The organism is Cellulomonas xiejunii (assembly GCF_024508315.1).
Lineage (GTDB): Bacteria > Actinomycetota > Actinomycetes > Actinomycetales > Cellulomonadaceae > Cellulomonas > Cellulomonas xiejunii.
Window position 1 is genome coordinate 3,938,069 of the sequence record NZ_CP101987.1, and the last position, 15,640, is coordinate 3,953,708.

Genomic DNA, 15,640 nt, shown 5'->3' on the forward strand with positions numbered 1-15,640 from the left:
ACGCGCGCAGCTCGCGCCTCCTGCCTCAGCTGCGGTGCGCCCGACAATCCCCTGGGCCGCCCGGCCGGGCGTGGGTAGCGTCGCAGGCATGGGTGACGACGACACGCTCCGGAAGGTCACCGACGAGGCGGTCGCGACGGTCACGGCCGAGGCGGACGAGCACGTCGGCGTCGTCGCGCGGGTGACGCGGGACGCTCCCGGCGTGCTGCCCGGGTCCGGGACGGGCGAGGTGCTGCTCGACGCCGCCTGGGGCCTGGCCGACCGTCGGCACGGACTGGCGATGACGCCCCGGCACCGGTTCGCGACGGCGAGCGGCTGCAAGGGGTTCACCGCGCTGGTGGTCCTGTCGCTCGTCGCCGACGGGACGCTCGACCTGACCACGACGGCCCGCTCGCTGCTGCGCGACGACCTGCCGCTCGTCGACGACGACGTCACGGTCGAGCACCTGCTGAGCCACCGGTCGGGCATCGGGGAGTACCTGGACGACGACGCCGACGTCAGCGACTACCTCATGCCCGTGCCGGTGCACGCCCTGGTCGACCCGGAGGACTACCTGCCGGTCCTCGACGGGCACCCGCAGGCCTTCGCGCCCGGCAGCGGCTTCGCGTACTGCAACGGCGGCTTCGTGGTGCTGTCGGTCCTGGCGCAGCGGGCGGCGGGCGTGCCGTTCCACGAGCTCGTGCGCACGCGCGTGCTGGAGCCGGCCGGCATGACGTCCACGGGCTACCCGCGCTCCGACGCGCTGCCGGGCGACGCCGCGGTGGGGTACGTGCGCGTCGACGGGCAGTGGCGCAGCAACGTGCACCACCTGCCGGTCGTCGGCGGCGGGGACGGCGGCGCGTACACGACGACCCTCGACATGGAGCGGTTCTGGGGCGCGCTGCTGGGCGGGCGGATCGTGCCGGACGAGCTGGTCGCGCGCATGCGGCGCGCACCCGAGGGTGGCGACGCGGGCGACGGGTACGGCCTGGGGCTGTGGCTCCGCGACGACGACGCCGTCACGCTGGAGGGCATGGACACGGGGGTGTCGTTCTGGTCGACGCAGCAGCCGGCGACGGGCCTGACGTGGACGGTCGCGGCGACGACGGCCGACGCGGCGTGGCCGGTGGTGCGGGCGCTGCGGGAGTCCCTGACGGGGTGAGGTGACGCGGTGCGCGGACGGCGTGGGACGCAGGCCTGGGTGCCACCGGCCTGGGTGGCGTGGGGCGCCGTCGTGGCGGCGTTCGCGTTCGCGGCGGTGAGCCTGGTCTGGGCGACGGGCAGCACCGCCGGCCTGGACACCCTGGGCGGGTCGATCGAGCGGCTGGGACGGGAACGCCACCCGGGGCTGCTCGCGGCGAACGCGGTTGCGCTCGTGCTGAAGATCCTGGGCGGGGTCCTGGCCCTCGCGCTGGTGCAGCCGTGGGGTGAGCGGCTGCCGCGCCGCCCTCTGTTGGTGCTCGGTTGGTCCGGGTCCGCGGTGCTCGTGCTCTACGGGACGCTGCAGGTGACGACGCTCGCGCTCGTCGCCGCGGGTCTCGTCGTCCCCGACGAGGTGCTGTCGGACCGGGCGCTGCGGTGGCGCCTGCTGCTGTGGGAGCCCTGGTTCCTGGTGTGGGGACTGCTGCTGGCCGGGGCGACGCTGCGCAGCCAGCGCCTGCGCCCGGCCTGACGAGGACTCACGACGCCGACTGCTCGGGCACCTGCCCGGCGGACGGGTCCCGGCGCCGCAGCTCCCGCCGGCCGCGCGCCAGCTCGGTCTCCAGCGCGTCGAGCGGCTGCGCGAACGGGTCGAGGAACGCGGCGAGCCAGTCCTCGACGACGCTCAGCGTCCGCGGCTCGACCCGGTAGAGCCGCCGCGGCCCGTCGGCACGCACCGCGACCACACCGGCCTCGCGCAGGACCCGCAGGTGCTGGGACGTCGCGGGCTGCGAGATGCCGAACTCGTCGTGCGCCGCGGCGACGAGCTCACCAGCGGCACGCTCGGTGCCGGCGAGGTGCTCGAGGAGCCGGCGGCGCACGGGTTCCGCGAGCGCGGCCAGGACGAGGTCGACGTGTGGCGTGCTCACGCCTCGGGTGCCGCCGTGCCCGTGTAGAACGCGAAGGTCCGCTGCCCGGCCGCCTCGGCGGAGGCGGGTTCGCGTCCGTCGGCGGCGTCGGCCTGTGCCCACCCGGAGGTGGCACGCGCGACGAACGCCTGCCCCTCGGGTGTCGTCGGCCACTCCTGGCCCACCTCCTGCGCGATCGCCCCGCCCGTGGCCAGGTGCGCGGCCAGCCCCCACAGCGCGAGGTCCCACCCGACACCCACCGCCCCGGGGCCGAACTGCTCCCAGAACTGCGGGTCGACGTGCGCCTCGTGCCGCAGCGTCAGCTCGGTGCCGCCGTCGGCCGGGGCGAGCAGGACCTCGACCCAGCTGACCTGGTCCCCCATCTCCCACGTGAGCGCGAACCGCTCGGGCTGCCGGCACTCCTCGACGACGCCGCCGGCGTTGCCCTCCACCTGGTAGCGGCCGCCCTCGCGCAGGTCGCCGGTGACCGGCGCAAACCAGCGCGGCAGCCGCTGCGGGTCGGTGAGCGCGTCCCACACGTCGCCCGGGGCGGCGCGGTAGAGGCGGCGGGCGACCGCGATCTTCGTGGGGGCGCCCCCGCGCTCGCCGCGGTGCAGCTCCCGCGCGACCAGGCCCGCCTGCTCCAGTGCGTCGATGCCGGTCATGGCTCTCCCGTCCGCCCCGCGGCGCAGGTACATAAGTTGGTACTTATACGGTAGCTCCGTCGGGCGCCGCCGTCCAGGCCCCGACGCCGCTCGTCGCACAGCGGCACGTCGCGCCGCACCACCGCTCGGGTTTTCCCTAGCAGGCACCCCCTCGCGCCCGCCCGGCGTCGCACCCTCGATGCTGACGCCCTCACCAGGGCGCGGCGGGCGGGACCGTCTCCCGCCGACCCGGGCGGGGACGGTCCCGCCGGTATGAGGAGGGAACAACCCATGAACAAGAGGACCAAGGCCCTCGTCGCGGGTGGCGCCGGTGCGGTGATCCTGCTCGGCACGGCGGGCACCTTCGCGCTGTGGAGCGACACGGAGACCGTTCCCGGCGCCGTCGTGACGGGCGGGAAGCTCGCGCTGACGGCGGAGCAGCCCGGCGTCGAGTGGAAGGCGTACAACATCGACACCAACGCATTCATCGCCGACGAGGACAACAAGATCGATCTCGTGGCGGGTGTCAAGCTCGTCGGCACCACGACGATCACCCCGGAGCTCAAGGGTGAGTACCTGAAGGCTGAACTCACCACGAAGACCGGCGAACCGGTCCCGACGTGGCTCAACGTGGAGTGGAAGGTCGGTGACGACGTCCTGACCGCGGCCACCTCGGCTGAGAGCCCCGGCTCCCCCTCGGTCGTGCTCACTCCCGCGACTGTCGGCGCCAACGAGACCCTGACGGTGAGCATCCGCCTGGCGGACCAGGACGGGGACGTCGACGAGGCCGGGGACTTCGACGGGGCCGACCTCACGGGCGAGTCGTGGAGCCCTGAGAACTTCACCGTGACCCTCAAGCAGCTCCCGCCGTCCCAGGCCCAGAGCTGACGACGCGCGCCCAGGGCTGACCCCCTGTGCCGCACCCTCGCCTCCGGACCGCTCGACCAGAGCGGTCCGGAGGCGAGACCGCATGACCCGACCTCGACCTCGACCTCACAGGAGACGACATGTCCCGCACGCGCAGGATGGCGACCGCAGTGGCCGCCACACTGGCCGCCGTCCTGGGTGTCGGCGTGATGACCGCGCCGGTCGGCGCGACTACCGCCCTGTGGCAGGACCAGGTCACGATCCCCGGCGTGACCATCGTCGCCGGACCGACGTCCGAGCCGACGCCCGACGAGCCACCGATCGAGATCGTCGATCCGAATAAGTATCCCGACCGCGTGCATCTTCCGTCGGGCTCAGCCCTGACGTTCGATTACACCCTCAAGATCAACCTGAACCAGTACCCGCTGCCGCTCGTCCTGGAGATGGGCCACGGATGGGGGCGGATGGTGTCCGAGGGTTCGCCGAGCATCAATGGCGACCAGGGCAACAAGTACTGGGTGCCACAGTTCAATAGTGAGGGTGAAGTCATCGGGAAGTCAGAACGCGATTTCAGTTTAGGCGAGGCGGATATCCCGGGCGGCACCAGCCGGTCGCTGCACTACTTTCACCGCGGCGAGCACCCCAACTGGGGCAAAGGAGTGCAGTTTTCGGAGGTCCCTGAGGGCGTGAACGAAATCGAGGTCGACATCCGTTTCAAAGTGGAGAACTACTACTCGGACAAGCGCTTCGAGATCTGGGACGGCAGCGGTTTCGCTCGCCTCTACAACCCCGGGCCCGACGAGGACACACCCCTCACCGAGCCCGCGCTGTTCAAGATGGACTACAAGCTGCCCGCCCTCTGCAATGGCGGCGCAGGCGTAGAGGGTTGCGATCCGCCCGCTCCCACGGCCCCGCCCGAGTGGTCGCAGCCCGAGGACGACCAGGCCACCCCCGCCCCGGTCCCCGACCCGACCAGCAGCCCCGACCCCACGTCCGACGACGTCGCCACCACGCGCGACGAGGACCTCGAGGCGAGCCCATGACCACGGACCAGGTACCGGCGGCCGTCCCCACCGCCGGCACCGCCCCGGTCGACGCCCCGCGCGGTGCGCGGGACGTCGGCTCGGTGCTCCTCACCGCGGCGATGGTCGTGCTCCTCCTCCTCGCGGCTGTCGTCACGGTGGTTCCCCGCCTGATCGGCGCGGTGCCGCTGACGGTGCTCTCCGGCTCGATGGAACCGACCATCTCCGCCGGCGACCTCGTGGTGGTGCGGCCGACCGACCCGGCCGACCTGCGCATCGGGGACGTCGTCACCGTCCAGCCCGTGTCGGACGACCCCACCCTGGTCACCCACCGCATCATCGGCGTCACGCACGGCAGCGACGGGATCGCGGGCTTCGTCACCCAGGGCGACGCCAACGAGCACCCCGACGAGCCGGTCGTCCCCGAGCAGGTCATGGGCCGGGTCGTGTACACCGTGCCGCTGGTCGGTCACGTCACGCACGGGACGTGGGGCCCGTACGTCGCGACCGCGGTGGGCGTCGGGCTCGTCGTGTACGGCGTCGTCACGTTCGCCCTCCCGCGCCGCGACCGCGATGAGGTACCCGGTGCCGCCCGCCCGTAGGCGGGTGTGGCACGCGGTGCGGACGACGGTCGCGACGGCGGCCCTCGTGGCAGCCGCCGTGCTGCTGGTCATGGGCCTGACGACCGGCGGCAGCACGGCGACGCTGCCCGACCTCGACGGGCGACCCGTCGTCGTCGAGGAGACGCCGGACGCCGCGGGCGCCGACCTGCGCAGCACCGGCGGCCGCTTCGTCGTACCCGCGCACGGCCTCGACGTGCCCCTCGTCGAGATGACGGTCACCGGCGGGACGCTCAACCCGCCCACGTTCACCGACGCGTTCGTGCTGCGCGACCCGGACCGCGTGACGCCGCAGGGCACCCGGCCGCTGGTCGTGGCGCTGCACGCCGTGCGCGCCGGGCGCGCACCCGGCAACGCGTTCTTCGAGCCGGGCTCGCCCGACCCGGCCGTGCTCGTGCAGCCGGGGGCCGAGCTCGTCGTCGACGGCGTGACGTACCGCGTCGAGCGCACGGAGGTGCTCGCCAAGGCGCAGGCCGCGCGGTCCCAGGACATCTGGGGAGCCCTGCCCGACGGCGGCGACCGGCTCGTCGTCATCACGTGCCTGCAGCGCAGCGACGCGACCGGGCACGCCGCCGAGAACCTGGTGCTGCACGCCGTCCGGGCCTGAGCGCAAGCCGCCCCGGGGCACGCCGCGCCGCCGCACGGCCCCGGTGCCACGATGAGGCGTGACCGACCACCCGCCGCAGGTCGATCGTGGTGCCACGGACGCGGACGAGCGGGGCCTGCTCGCCCGGCTCGTCGTGCTGGGCATCACGATGCTCGCCGTGAGCTCCGCCGTGGACGTCCTGCCCTGGACGATCGACGACATCACGTCGCTCGGACGCGGCGAAGCGGTGCGTCCCGACGAGAGGACCTCGCTGCCGATCCTGGGCCTGGCCTTCGGTGCCATGACGCTGGCCGGTGCCGTCGCCGGGGCCGTCCTGCAGCGGGTGCCGGTGCTGCGCCGGCCGGTGTGGCAGCGGGTCGTGCTGGCCGTGGCGCTCGGCGCGATGATCGGCCTGGCCCGCATCGGTGCCGTGGCCCTCGCGCTGCCCGACGGCGTGCCACGGGTGTTCGGGGTGGCCGAGGCCGTCGTGGGGTCGAGCCAGGCTGCCGTCATCATCGGCGCCGCGATGTACGTCGTCGGCACCCGACGTCGGATCCGCGCCGAGGAGCGTCTGCGGATCCGCGAGGCGCTGCGAGCCGAGCGCGCCCGCCGGCAGCTCGAGCAGGAGGAGCTGCGGGTTCGGCGCGAGGTCTCGCACCGGCTGCACGGCGGGCTGCAGCAGCGCATGATCCTGGTCAACCGCGAGATCGAGGAGATCCGCGACGAGCTCGCGCGCGCCGGCGAGGCGGACCTGGCCCGGTCCCTGACGGAGCTGTCGGGGACCCTGGACGACATCCGCGAGTCCGAGGTGCGTGCCGTCGCGCACCAGCTCTACCCGCTGGCGGCCGACGTCGACCTGCCGTCGGCGCTCCTGCTCGCCGCCGACCGCCTGCCACCGTCGGTCCACCTGCACGTGACGTACGACCCCGGCGCCGAGCAGCTGTACGTCGGGCAGCGCCTGCCGGCAACGGACCGCATGCTGCTGTACCTGATCATCGAGGAGGGCATCGCCAACGCCGTGCGCCACGGGGACGCCGAGAACATCTGGGTCACCCTGGGCACGGACGGCGACGCTGGGCCGCACGAACCCGGCGCCGCCCGGGTCCGCGTCGACGACGACGGGTCCGGCCTGCCCGACGACCCGCCCCCCCTCTCTGGCCTGGCCGCGCTGCGAGCACGGATGCTCGCGCGGGACGGCGACCTCACGCTCCTGCCCGGACCCCGCGGGGGGGTGCGGCTGACGGCGAGCCTGCCGCTCGCGGTCCGGGTCGACGACGGGAGGACGGCATGAGCACCGGCGGCCGCCCGCTGCGCGTGGCCGTCGTGGAGGACGAGGCGATGCTGCGCGGCCTCCTCCAGGCGCTCCTGGCCGGGCAGCCGGGCATCGACGTCGTGGCCACCGCGGCCGGGCACGAGGAGGCGCTGCGGGAGGTGCGTCCGGGCGAGGTGGACGTCGCGGTGCTCGACATCGACCTCGGCGACGGCAACGGGATCGCCCTGGGCCGGTCGCTGCAGCAGCGGGACCCGCGGCTGCGGATCCTGCTCATCTCCAACTACAACATGCTCGCGCTGGTGCGCTCGATCAGCGCGGACGCACCCACGCCGTGGAGCTACCTGTCGAAGCGCTCGTCCGCCCAGCCGGGAGAGCTGGTGCGGGTTCTCGCGGCCGTCGCGCGCGGGCAGGTCGTGATCGACCCCGCGCTGGTCGACCGGTCCGTCGCGATGGTGGACACGCCGCTGGCACGGCTGTCCGCCGCGCAGTTCCGCGTGCTGCAGCTCGTCGCGCAGGGCCAGAGCAACGACACCGTCGCGCAGGCGCTCGACATCTCACCGAAGGCGGTCGAGGCGCACCTGAGCCACATCTACAAGCTGCTCGACCTGCCGCCCGGGGCGAACAACCGCGTCGCCGCGGTGCTGGCCTTCCTGCAGCAGTCCGTGCGCCCGGAGCCCTGACCGGCGGTCGGGTTTTCCCTAGCGCCGGTCCGGCAGCACGCCCCCGACGCGCGACCGTGGGGGGACACGTCCGCGGGCGTGCCCGCAGGAGTCCGAGGAGGCGCGGAGCATGAACAGGCGTCGAGCCCTGGCCGCGACGGCCGTGGCTGCGCTCGTGCTCACCGTCCCGGTGGGGTGCGCCCGGGACGACATCCCACCGGGCGTGCTGCCGGCGACACTGCCGACGGCGACGCCGACGACGCCAGCCCCGGACCAGGACACGTCAGGGAGCGCGCCCGCCATCCCCCAGCCCGACCCGACGGCGGGCGTGACGACCGACCAGCAGCAGCAGACCAGCTCCGGGTCGCTGTTCGGCACCCGGACCATCGCCCCGGGCTTCGACGAGACCCGCGAGTGGGTCGTGCGCAACGACGGCTCCGTGCCCGCCGAGCTCGTCGTGTCGGTCGTCGAGGCCCGGATGCACACGGAGCCCCGGGACGACTTCTACGACGACCTCACGGTCAACGGCATCCCCGCCTCCCGCCTCGCCGGGCGGGACACCGCGATCCACACCGAGCTGCTCGCACCGGGCGCGTCCGCCGTGGTCCCCGTCCGGCTGACGTTCGCCACGGCGAGCACGAGCGGGAACGCGGCCGTGGTCGGCGAGGAGACGTTCAGCTTCGGGCTGCGCGCCGACCTCACGGACGCCTCGGAGCGGAGCGACGTCCTCACGCAGGGCGACGTCAGGGGCCCGCTCGCGCAGACCGGTGGCCTGGCCCGCACGGCCGGGCCCTGGCTGGTCCTCGCCGCCGGGGCGCTGGCCCTCGCCTGGGCGGTGGCCGACCGGCGCCGGGGCGAGCCGACGGGCTGACGACGCGCTGACGCGGCGCCCGCCACGGGTCGGAGGCGTCCGGTACCGCGTCCGGTACCGGACGGGGCTACCCGCCGCCCCCTCGACCCGTCGCCCCGCACCCGGCACGCTGGGTAGGTGCTCCTGCCGCCGAAGGTCGCCGCGGATGTCGCCGACGGCTCGGTGACGCTCGCGTTCCGCCGCTGGCAGCGCCCCGACGTGCGCCCCGGCAGCCGGTTCCGCACACCGGCGGGCGTCGTCGAGGTCACGTCCGTCGACGTCGTCGACCCCGGGACGCTCACGGACGCCGACGCGCACGCCGCCGGGCTCCCGGACGCGGCGGCACTGCTGCGCCTGCTCGACCCGGAGGCCGTCGCGCAGCGGCGCCGCACCGGGCGGTACGGCCGCACGCCCGTCGCCGACGCCGCGGCGACCGGCACGACGGCAGCCGACACGACGGCGGCGGACGTGACGGCGACCGGCACGACGGCAGCCGACACGACGGCGGCGGACGTGACCGGCTGGCCCGTGTACCGCGTCGGGCTCGCGTGGGCCGGGCCGGACCCCCGCGTGGCGCTGCGCGACGACACCGACCTGACCGACGCCGACGTCGCCGCGATCGACGCGCGCCTCGACCGGCTCGACGGCGCATCCAGCCACGGCCCGTGGACGGCGGCCACGCTCGACGTCATCCGCCGCCGCCCGCACGTCCGCGCCCCCGACCTGGCCGCCGAGCTGGGCCGCGAGCGCGACCCGTTCAAGCTCGACGTCCGCAAGTTCAAGGCCCTGGGCCTGACGCAGAGCTTCGACGTCGGCTACGCCCTGAGCCCCCGCGGCGAGGCGTACCGGGCCCGCACCCGCCGCCGGTGAGCCCCACCGTCGCCGAGGGACCAAAAGTGGTCACATCCGAGGGCGCGACAGTGCTCGCACGGGTGCAGATCTGACCACTTTCCGGCCGCAGGGCGCTGCGACGTCCGTGCTCCGGCGCCATCCCTGGCCGCGTACGGCGGGGTGTTCGTCGCCGGGTCGCTGCTGTGGGGCATGGTCGTCGACGGGTTCCGGCCGGACCGGTGGGACGTGACGGGTGCGCTCGTGTGCCTCGTCGGCGTCGCGGTCATCATGTACGCGCCGCGCGCCGCGCGCCGCCTGAGCCGACCGCCTGAGCGTCGTCCGGCCGGTTCCAGGCCCACGACCTGCAGCGTCGCTCGCACCCGGGACGCTCGTCACGTTGTGTCCCGCCCCTGCGCCCTGGAGACTTGCGCCCACACGGTCGGCTCCCGCCGGTCACGGGCACCGGAGGCGGCATGACACGGACCAGGGCGAAGCGGGTCGGGATCCTCACGGCGGGCGGCGACAGCCCTGGCCTGAACGCCGCCATCCGGGGCTTCGGCAAGACGGCGATCGCGCACCACGGCATGGAGCTGTTCGGATTCCGCGACGGCGTCACCGGCCTGGTCGAGAACCGCTACGTCGAGCTCGACGGCAAGGCCCTGTCGGGGATCCTGACGATCGGCGGGACGATCCTCGGCACGAGCCGCGACAAGGTGCACCGCTACTCGGTCGACGGCGGCGAGCCGCAGGACATGGTGCCGGTGGTGGCCGAGAACTACCGCGAGCTGGGGCTCGACGCCCTGGTCATGCTGGGTGGCGGCGGGACGGCCAAGAACGCGATGCGCCTGGTCGACGCAGGGCTGAACGTCATCCACCTGCCCAAGACGATCGACAACGACATCGCGGAGACGGACACGACGTTCGGGTTCGCGACGGCCACCGAGATCGCGACCGAGGCCGTGGACCGGGTGCACTCCACGGCGCACAGCCACCACCGGATCATCCTCACGGAGATCATGGGCCACCGGGCGGGCTGGCTGACGCTCGCGGCGGGCATCGCCGGCGGCGCCGACATCATCCTGCTCCCGGAGATCCCGTACACGATCGACGCGGTCGCCGACACGATCCGGCGGCGCACGTCCCGCGGCTCGTCGTTCTCCGTGGTGGCCGTCGCGGAGGGCGCTCGCGACGTCGAGGACACGGCCGACTACGAGGCGGCGCAGCTGCTCGTGAAGTCGTCCAAGACCCCCGAGGCGCGGCGTGCGGCCAAGAAGCACCTCGCCAACGTCGAGGACGCCCAGCGCGAGCACACGTTCAAGCTCGCGCGCGAGCTCGAGGCCGCCACCGGCCTGGAGACGCGCGTGACGATCCTCGGGTACGTGCAGCGCGGCGGGACGCCGTGCGCGGCGGACCGGCTGCTCGCGACACGCCTGGGGGCGGCTGCGGCCAACCTCGTCGACCGCGGCGAGTTCGGCGTGATGGTCGCCGCCCGCGGCGACGAGGCCGTGCCGGTGCCGCTGAGCGAGGTGGCGGGCAAGGTCAAGCTCGTCCCGCCGGACCACGCGTGGATCCAGGCGGCGCGTCAGGTCGGCACGGGCCTGGGCGACTGAGGGGGCCCCTCGTCTGGCGCACCCCGACCGTCCGGCGCAAGGTGGGCGTGGGCCCGCGACGCGGGTGCGGACGACGGGGGGACGACATGTGCCGGTGGCTGGCGTACTCCGGGGAGCCGGTGACGCTCGACGACCTGCTCTACCGGCCGACCAACTCGCTGGTCCTGCAGAGCCTGCACAGCCACCTGGGGGCGGAGCCGACCAACGCGGACGGCTTCGGCGTCGGGTGGTACGACGGTCACGTGCCGGAGCCCGGCGTCTTCCGCAGCATCGAGCCGGCGTGGAACGACCGGAACCTGCGGGAGCTGGCGCGGCACGTGCGGTCCGACCTGGTGTTCGCGCACGTGCGCGCGGCGGGCGGCAGCCCCGTCCAGCAGACCAACTGCCACCCGTTCCGGCACGAGCGGTGGCTGTTCATGCACAACGGGACCGTCGACGGGTTCCCCGCGATCAAGCGGGACCTGCAGCTCGCGGTGGACCCGTCCCTGTTCCCGCAGATCGACGGCACGACCGACTCCGAGACGGTGTTCCACCTGGCGCTGACGTTCGGGCTCGCCGACGACCCGCCCGCAGCGATGGCCGCCGCCGTGGGCCTGGTCGAGCAGGCCGGGCGCCGCCACGGTGTGGAGTTCCCGTTCCAGGGCACGCTGGCCGCGACGGACGGCAACCGGATCTGGGCGGTCCGCTACTCCTCGGAGGGGCGCTCGCGCACGCTGTTCCGCAACGCCGACGTGTCCGCCCTGAAGGCGCACTACCCGGAGAACCTCGCGGTCCAGCACCTGTCGGACGACACCCGCCTGGTCGTCTCCGAGCCGCTCGAGGACCTGCGCGGCGCCTGGCTCGAGGTGCCGGAGGCGTCGTGCCTGGTCGTCGAGGGGATGGACGAGGAGCTGCGGCCGTTCGTGCCGCGGGCACCGACGGCCTGACCGTGCATCGGCGGGTGGGACGCGCCGGTAGCCTCGGGGGTCGGCCGTCGACCCGTCAGGAGGTGCCGTGAGCTGGTCCGCGAACGCGATCTGGTGGCACGTGTACCCGCTCGGGGCGGTCGGCGCACCGATCCGCACGCCGGACGACTCCCCCGAGCCCCACCGCCTGCGCAAGCTGCTCCCCTGGCTCGACCACGTGCAGCGCCTGGGCACCAACGGCCTGCTGCTCGGCCCGGTGTTCGCGTCGTCGTCGCACGGGTACGACACCACGGACCACTTCCGGGTCGACCCGCGTCTCGGGGACGACGACGACCTCGCCGCCCTGCTCGCCGCCGCGCACGAGCGCGGGCTGCGCGTGCTGCTCGACGGCGTGTTCAACCACGTCGGAGCCGAGCACCCGCTGGTCACCCAGGTGCTCGCCGAGGGACCCGACGGCCCGCGGGCCGGCTGGCTGCGCGTCGACTGGGAGCACCCGGACGGCCCGCGCACGGCCGACTTCGAGGGGCACCGCGCGCTCGTCGCCCTCAACCACGAGAGCCCCGAGGTCGCCGCGTACGTCGCCGACGTGATGACCCACTGGCTCGACCGCGGCGCGGACGGGTGGCGCCTGGACGCCGCGTACGCCGTACCGCCGGAGTTCTGGGCCCGCGTGCTGCCGAGGGTGCGCGAGCGGCACCCCGACGCGTGGGTCGTCGGCGAGGTCATCCACGGGGACTACGCGCAGGTCGTGGCCGCGTCCGGCATGGACTCGGTCACGCAGTACCAGCTGTGGAAGGCCGTGTGGAGCAGCCTGGTCGACCGCAACTTCTGGGAGCTGGACCACGCGCTGCGTCGGCACGACGACCTGCTCGCGACGTTCGTCCCGCAGACGTTCGTCGGCAACCACGACGTCACACGCATCGCGACGCAGGTGGGGCCGCGCGCCGCCGTGCTCGCGCTGGTCGTGCTCATGACGGTGGCCGGCGTCCCGTCGGTCTACTACGGCGACGAGCTCGGCTGGACCGCGCCCAAGGAGGAGCGCGAGGGCGGCGACGACGCCGTGCGGCCCGCGCTGCCCGCCTCCCCCGACGACCTCGGGGACGACGAGCGGCAGGTCCTGCACGTCCACCAGGCGCTGATCGCGCTGCGCCGCCAGCACCCGTGGCTGCACGCCGCCCGGACCACCGCGGACGAGCTGACGAACACCCGCTACCGGTTCACGTCGACGTCCGCGGACGGTGCCCACCGGCTGCACGTCGAGCTGGACGTGACGGACGAGCCGCGGGCCGTCGTCCGCGACGCTGACGGGCAGGTGCTCTTCACGACGTGACGCGCCGCAGCCGCACCCCCCGGTACAGCACGGACGGCAGCACGATCCCCCGCACGAGGACCCGCTCGCAGGTCCAGCCCGGCACACCCGCGACGGCCGCGCGCACGCCGTCGAACGGGGCCACGCCCACGTCGTAGAGGTACGCCGTGCCCGTGGGGCGCAGCACGCGCAGCACCTCCCGGACGGCGACGCCCAGCGGGGACCAGTGGTGGAAGCTCATGGTCGAGGTGATGGCGTCGAACGACGCGTCCGGGTAGGGCAGGGCCGCGGCGTCCCCGGCGACGACGTGCGTGCGGTCCGCCAGGCCGGCGCGCGCGAGGAGGGCGCGGGCGTGCTCGACCATCTGCGGCGTGACGTCCACGCCGTCGACGCGCAGGTCGGGACGTCGGCGAGCGAGCGTCCGCACGAGCATGCCCGGCCCGCAGCCGACGTCGAGGACGCGGCCGCCCTGCGGTGCCGCCGCCGACGCGTGCGCCGCCGCCCGCCGCTGCAGGACGGTGAAGAACGTGCCGGTGCTGCGCTGGTACGCGCCCGGCATCGTGTAGTCGACCATGAGTGCCCCCTCCGATACCGCCAGAGGGTATCGACGCGGGGCTACGCCGGGTCGCTCGGGTCCGGCTCCCCGTCCGGCTCCCACCGCAGCAGGTCCCCCGGCTGGCACTCCAGCACCTCGCACAGCGCGGCGAGCGTCGTGAAGCGCACGGCCTTGGCGCGGCCGTTCTTCAGCACCGCGAGGTTGGCGGGCGTGATGCCGACCCGCTCGGCGAGCGTACCGACGGACATCTTGCGCCGCGCGAGCATGACGTCGACGTCCACGACGATGGGCATCAGATCACCTCGTCGAGCTCGTCGCGCAGGCGCCGGGCCTCGGTGTCGCGATCGACGGCCTGCGCGAGCAGCATGCGCAGCAGCAGGACGATCAACGCGATGCCGCCGAGGACGAGCGCCACGCCGCAGACCAGCAGCACGACGCCCGGGGCGACCGCCTCCCCCGGTGCGAGCACGACCGCCAGCGCGAACGCCAGGACCGCCGCCGCGGTGATGGCGCCGATGATGACGTCGACCCAGCGGAACGCGGCCGGGGTGAAGACCTCCTCGCGGCGGACCATCGTCAGCAGACGCCAGACGCACACGCCGCAGACCTGCAGCGTGAGGAGCCCCAGCACGAAGATCGCGACGAACGGCACCCGCACGGACAGCGGAGCGCCGGCCTCCACGAGGTCGGTCCACAGGAGCGGCGCCATGACGCACTGGACGAACAGGGCGCCGGCCAGTGCGAGCGCGATGACGACGCGCAGCGCTCCGACGGTCAGGTTGCGCATGACGGGCTCCTCGATCGGGGTCGGACACGAGCAATCTATCGAGAAACGATCGATTCCTCAAGGCATTCGATCGAGGAGCGGCCGTCAGGCACGCCAGCGCACGGCGTCAGACCCGCACGACGACCTTCCCGCGCACGTGCCCCTCGGCCACCAGGTCGTGGGCGGCGGCGGCGTCCGCGAGGTCGAAGACCTTCGCGACGTCGACCTTCACCGCACCGTCGTCGATCAGCCGCGTCAGCGCGTCGAGGTCCGTCGTGCTGGGCCGCACCCACACGTAGTGCCCGCCGAGCTCGTCGCGCGCGGCGTCGTCGACGACGGACGCGACCGTGCCGCCGTCGGCCAGCACCGCACGCGTCGTCGGCACCAGGTCGTCCGAGCCGTAGTCCAGGACGACGTCGACGCCCTGCGGCGCCAGCCCGCGCACGCGCTGGACGAGCCCGTCGCCGTACTCGACCGGCTCGACGCCCAGGCCGCGCAGGTGGTCGTGGTTGCGCGTCGACGCCGTACCGATGACCCGGGCCCCGCGCGCCCGCGCGATCTGCGCGGCGAACTGCCCGACCCCGCCGGCCGCGGCGTGCACGAGCACCGTCTGCCCGTCGCGCACACCCGCGCGCTCGATCGACTGGTACGCCGTGAGCCCCGCCAGCGGCACCGCCGCGGCCTCCTCGAACGTCAGCGAGGCGGGCTTGCGGGCGATGGTCCGCACGGGCGCGGAGACCAGCTCGGCGAACGTCCCGCCGTGCAGCCAGTCCTTGCGGACGTAGCCGTAGACCTCGTCACCGGCCGCCAGCTCCGGGGTGTCCAGGCCCGGCCGCTCGACGACGCCCGCCACGTCCCACCCCGGGATCGCGGGGAACTCGGTGTCGATGATCTGGTCGAGGTACCCGGCGCGGATCTTCCAGTCCACCGGGTTCACGGACGCGGCACGCACCCGCACCAGGACGCTGTCCGAGCTGACCTTGGGCTCCGGCTGGTCGGTGAGCTGCAGGACGTCGCTGCCGCCGAAGCGGTCGTAGGTGATGGCACGCATACGTGGCGCAACCACCCGCGGGTGCCTGTCTGTTCCGCACCGCTGCGCCCCGGGTCGTCCGGTT

General features: G+C 74.1%; 19 protein-coding genes and 1 pseudogene. 14 read left to right on the forward strand and 6 right to left on the reverse strand.

The window, feature by feature from the left end:
• Positions 1-88 precede the first annotated feature (88 nt).
• On the forward strand, positions 89-1,141 hold the full coding sequence (locus NP048_RS18035) for a serine hydrolase domain-containing protein (protein ID WP_227576697.1): 1,053 nt from the start codon (positions 89-91) through the stop codon (positions 1,139-1,141).
• A gap of 9 nt (positions 1,142-1,150) precedes the next feature.
• The gene (locus NP048_RS18040; protein WP_227576698.1) at positions 1,151-1,651 is read left to right on the forward strand and encodes a DUF3995 domain-containing protein; all 501 of its coding nucleotides are present in this window, start codon (positions 1,151-1,153) and stop codon (positions 1,649-1,651) included.
• Positions 1,652-1,658: 7 nt separating this feature from the next.
• Here NP048_RS18040 and NP048_RS18045 read toward each other — a convergent pair whose 3' ends face one another.
• On the reverse strand, positions 1,659-2,048 hold the full coding sequence (locus tag NP048_RS18045) for an ArsR/SmtB family transcription factor (protein ID WP_227576699.1): 390 nt from the start codon (positions 2,046-2,048) through the stop codon (positions 1,659-1,661).
• Positions 2,045-2,692, reverse strand: a complete 648-nt coding sequence (locus NP048_RS18050) for an SRPBCC family protein (RefSeq protein WP_227576700.1) — start codon at positions 2,690-2,692, stop codon at positions 2,045-2,047. Before NP048_RS18050 ends, NP048_RS18045 begins: the two co-directional genes overlap by 4 nt.
• A 270-nt stretch (positions 2,693-2,962) precedes the next feature.
• Between NP048_RS18050 and NP048_RS18055 the strand changes: the two genes are divergently transcribed.
• The 12 genes and pseudogenes from NP048_RS18055 to NP048_RS18110 all read left to right on the forward strand — a co-directional run bounded on the left by NP048_RS18055 (position 2,963) and on the right by NP048_RS18110 (position 13,224).
• Positions 2,963-3,559, forward strand: a complete 597-nt coding sequence (locus NP048_RS18055; protein WP_227576701.1) for an alternate-type signal peptide domain-containing protein — start codon at positions 2,963-2,965, stop codon at positions 3,557-3,559.
• Positions 3,560-3,678: 119 nt separating this feature from the next.
• Positions 3,679-4,581, forward strand: coding sequence for a hypothetical protein (locus NP048_RS18060; protein ID WP_227576702.1), 903 nt, complete (start codon positions 3,679-3,681; stop codon positions 4,579-4,581).
• Positions 4,578-5,162, forward strand: a complete 585-nt coding sequence (locus NP048_RS18065; RefSeq protein WP_227576703.1) for a signal peptidase I — start codon at positions 4,578-4,580, stop codon at positions 5,160-5,162. Before NP048_RS18060 ends, NP048_RS18065 begins: the two co-directional genes overlap by 4 nt.
• A complete protein-coding gene (locus NP048_RS18070; protein WP_227576704.1) occupies positions 5,146-5,787 on the forward strand; it encodes a sortase family protein in 642 nt (213 codons plus the stop codon). The genes NP048_RS18065 and NP048_RS18070 overlap by 17 nt, the downstream gene beginning before the upstream one ends.
• A gap of 58 nt (positions 5,788-5,845) precedes the next feature.
• On the forward strand, positions 5,846-7,057 hold the full coding sequence (locus NP048_RS18075) for a sensor histidine kinase (RefSeq protein ID WP_227576705.1): 1,212 nt from the start codon (positions 5,846-5,848) through the stop codon (positions 7,055-7,057).
• Positions 7,054-7,719: a response regulator transcription factor gene (locus NP048_RS18080; RefSeq protein WP_227576706.1), complete on the forward strand. Its 666-nt coding sequence runs from the start codon at positions 7,054-7,056 to the stop codon at positions 7,717-7,719. The genes NP048_RS18075 and NP048_RS18080 overlap by 4 nt, the downstream gene beginning before the upstream one ends.
• Positions 7,720-7,828: 109 nt before the next feature.
• Positions 7,829-8,569 (forward strand): hypothetical protein, encoded by a 741-nt coding sequence (locus NP048_RS18085; RefSeq protein WP_227576707.1) that lies wholly within the window; start codon positions 7,829-7,831, stop codon positions 8,567-8,569.
• 117 nt (positions 8,570-8,686) lie between these two features.
• Positions 8,687-9,418, forward strand: coding sequence for a hypothetical protein (locus tag NP048_RS18090; RefSeq protein WP_227576708.1), 732 nt, complete (start codon positions 8,687-8,689; stop codon positions 9,416-9,418).
• 123 nt (positions 9,419-9,541) lie between these two features.
• Positions 9,542-9,682: pseudogene (locus NP048_RS18095) on the forward strand (YnfA family protein); the annotation flags it as partial.
• A 170-nt stretch (positions 9,683-9,852) separates the two neighbouring features.
• Positions 9,853-10,989 (forward strand): 6-phosphofructokinase, encoded by a 1,137-nt coding sequence (locus NP048_RS18100; RefSeq protein ID WP_227576709.1) that lies wholly within the window; start codon positions 9,853-9,855, stop codon positions 10,987-10,989.
• Between the two features lie 86 nt (positions 10,990-11,075).
• Positions 11,076-11,915, forward strand: coding sequence for a class II glutamine amidotransferase (locus NP048_RS18105; RefSeq protein ID WP_227576710.1), 840 nt, complete (start codon positions 11,076-11,078; stop codon positions 11,913-11,915).
• 67 nt (positions 11,916-11,982) lie between these two features.
• A complete protein-coding gene (locus NP048_RS18110) occupies positions 11,983-13,224 on the forward strand; it encodes an alpha-amylase family protein (RefSeq protein WP_227576711.1) in 1,242 nt (413 codons plus the stop codon).
• On the opposite strand, the gene NP048_RS18115 is transcribed toward NP048_RS18110, so the two are convergent.
• From NP048_RS18115 to NP048_RS18130, 4 genes are all read right to left on the reverse strand, one after another.
• Positions 13,214-13,777 carry a class I SAM-dependent methyltransferase gene (locus NP048_RS18115; RefSeq protein WP_227576712.1) on the reverse strand — a complete coding sequence of 188 codons (564 nt, stop codon included), beginning with the start codon at positions 13,775-13,777 and terminating at the stop codon, positions 13,214-13,216. The two genes, NP048_RS18110 and NP048_RS18115, sit on opposite strands and share 11 nt — an antisense overlap.
• A gap of 41 nt (positions 13,778-13,818) precedes the next feature.
• Positions 13,819-14,052 carry a helix-turn-helix domain-containing protein gene (locus NP048_RS18120; protein WP_227576713.1) on the reverse strand — a complete coding sequence of 78 codons (234 nt, stop codon included), beginning with the start codon at positions 14,050-14,052 and terminating at the stop codon, positions 13,819-13,821.
• On the reverse strand, positions 14,052-14,546 hold the full coding sequence (locus NP048_RS18125) for a DUF2975 domain-containing protein (protein WP_227576714.1): 495 nt from the start codon (positions 14,544-14,546) through the stop codon (positions 14,052-14,054). Before NP048_RS18125 ends, NP048_RS18120 begins: the two co-directional genes overlap by 1 nt.
• Positions 14,547-14,652: 106 nt before the next feature.
• Complete coding sequence (locus NP048_RS18130; protein WP_227576715.1) at positions 14,653-15,576, reverse strand: NADP-dependent oxidoreductase; 924 nt, start codon at positions 15,574-15,576, stop codon at positions 14,653-14,655.
• Positions 15,577-15,640 lie beyond the last annotated feature (64 nt).

Coding starts and splice junctions, on each gene's coding strand:
- NP048_RS18035 (WP_227576697.1), top strand. CDS start 89: ATGGGTGACGACGACACGCTCCGGAAGGTCACCGACGAGGCGGTCGCG.
- NP048_RS18050 (WP_227576700.1), bottom strand. CDS start 2,692: ATGACCGGCATCGACGCACTGGAGCAGGCGGGCCTGGTCGCGCGGGAG.
- NP048_RS18055 (WP_227576701.1), top strand. CDS start 2,963: ATGAACAAGAGGACCAAGGCCCTCGTCGCGGGTGGCGCCGGTGCGGTG.
- NP048_RS18060 (WP_227576702.1), top strand. CDS start 3,679: ATGTCCCGCACGCGCAGGATGGCGACCGCAGTGGCCGCCACACTGGCC.
- NP048_RS18065 (WP_227576703.1), top strand. CDS start 4,578: ATGACCACGGACCAGGTACCGGCGGCCGTCCCCACCGCCGGCACCGCC.
- NP048_RS18080 (WP_227576706.1), top strand. CDS start 7,054: ATGAGCACCGGCGGCCGCCCGCTGCGCGTGGCCGTCGTGGAGGACGAG.
- NP048_RS18085 (WP_227576707.1), top strand. CDS start 7,829: ATGAACAGGCGTCGAGCCCTGGCCGCGACGGCCGTGGCTGCGCTCGTG.
- NP048_RS18100 (WP_227576709.1), top strand. CDS start 9,853: ATGACACGGACCAGGGCGAAGCGGGTCGGGATCCTCACGGCGGGCGGC.
- NP048_RS18105 (WP_227576710.1), top strand. CDS start 11,076: ATGTGCCGGTGGCTGGCGTACTCCGGGGAGCCGGTGACGCTCGACGAC.
- NP048_RS18115 (WP_227576712.1), bottom strand. CDS start 13,777: ATGGTCGACTACACGATGCCGGGCGCGTACCAGCGCAGCACCGGCACG.
- NP048_RS18120 (WP_227576713.1), bottom strand. CDS start 14,052: ATGCCCATCGTCGTGGACGTCGACGTCATGCTCGCGCGGCGCAAGATG.
- NP048_RS18125 (WP_227576714.1), bottom strand. CDS start 14,546: ATGCGCAACCTGACCGTCGGAGCGCTGCGCGTCGTCATCGCGCTCGCA.
- NP048_RS18130 (WP_227576715.1), bottom strand. CDS start 15,576: ATGCGTGCCATCACCTACGACCGCTTCGGCGGCAGCGACGTCCTGCAG.